The sequence below is a fragment of the Actinomycetota bacterium genome, assembly GCA_030682655.1.
Lineage (GTDB): Bacteria > Actinomycetota > Coriobacteriia > Anaerosomatales > JAUXNU01 > JAUXNU01.
This window is the reverse complement of the sequence record JAUXNU010000027.1, coordinates 1-1,306: the sequence shown is the minus strand read 5'-3', so window position 1 is coordinate 1,306 and position 1,306 is coordinate 1. Positions and strand designations below refer to the sequence as shown.

Sequence of the window (1,306 nt, the reverse complement as noted above, 5' to 3'; positions counted from 1 at the left end):
GTGGATGTCCTCGTCTTCGATGTGAAACGAGAACTTGCCGTCGCGGATCTCCTGGTATATCTCGGAGAGGCCGACCTCGATGGCGTCAGCATCCGCCTCGGTGATGATGCTCTGCTTCGCTAGCATGCGTGCGTGCGCGATCGAGCCTCGGATGTCCTCGGCCCACATGCGCTTGTCTACCGGTAAGGATGCTCCGAACTCCTGGACGAACCTGCCCGGAGTCCTCTCGAAGCGTCCGCCCCACGGCGTCTTGGTGTCGCTCACGCTCATGCCCCTTGTCATCTGACGTACGGCCGGGTGCCTAGTGTCGTGCAACGGAAATACGCGCAGCACCGAGGGTGGCGCCGCGTTTGGCTGGCAAGGCGCGACGACCGAGCGTACCTGTAGGTACGTGAGGGAGGAGCAACGTAGCCAGGCGAGCGCCGCGCCAGCCGAATGCGTGCGTATTTCCGTTACACGACACTAGACTTCGCCTTCCTTGCCGACCTTGCGGCGCTGGCGCGCCCAGACCCTCGTCGGCAGTCCCCACAGATCGATGAAGCCCTTGGCCGCGGCGTGGTCGAAGGAGTCCGCCTCGTCGTAGGTGGCAAGGTTGTAGTCGTAGAGCGAATACGGGCTGCGGCGCCCGACTGTCACGCACGAGCCCTTGAAGAAACGCAGGCGAACGTCGCCGGTGACGAGTTTCTGCGTCGTCTCGACGAAGCCGTCGAGAGCCTCTTTCAGCGGCGAGAACCACATGCCGTTGTAGACCAGCTCCGCCCACTTCTGCTCGATGCCGAGCTTGTAGTGAAGAACCTCGCGCTCGAGGCAGAGGTCTTCGAGCGCCTTGTGCGCCGTGATGAGCGTGAGCGCGCCCGGCACCTCGTAGATCTCGCGAGACTTCACGCCGATGAGGCGGTTCTCGATCATGTCGATACGGCCGAAGCCGTGCTTGCCCGCGAGATCGTTCATGGCGTTGATGATCTCGTGGAAGCTCATCACCTCGCCGTTCAGAGCGATCGGCAGCCCCTGCTCGAAGGTCAGTTCGGCGTACTCCGGCTCATCGCGGCTGTTGCCGCGCGAGTCGGCCGTGAGCGTGTAGATGTCGGCCGGAGGCTCCACCCACGGGTCCTCCAGCACGCCACACTCGATGGCGCGGCCCCACAGGTTGTCGTCGATCGAGTACGGGTTGTCCTTGGTGGTGGGCACCGGGATCCCGCGCTCGGCAGCCCAGTCCATCTCCTGCTCGCGGGTCTTGAGATCCCACTCACGTACCGGCGCGACGATCTGCAGGTCCGGGTCGAGCGCCGCGATTCCCACCTCGAAG

Annotated in this window: 2 protein-coding genes; both read right to left on the bottom strand. The window is 64.1% G+C overall.

Annotated elements, in window-relative coordinates; all coding sequences use genetic code 11:
* The coding region (locus Q8K99_01375; protein ID MDP2181206.1) for a lyase family protein at positions 1 to 264 on the bottom strand (264 nt) is incomplete at its 3' end.
* A gap of 198 nt (positions 265 to 462) precedes the next feature.
* Positions 463 to 1,306: argininosuccinate synthase (locus Q8K99_01370; GenBank protein ID MDP2181205.1), on the bottom strand; the 844-nt coding region annotated here is incomplete at its 5' end.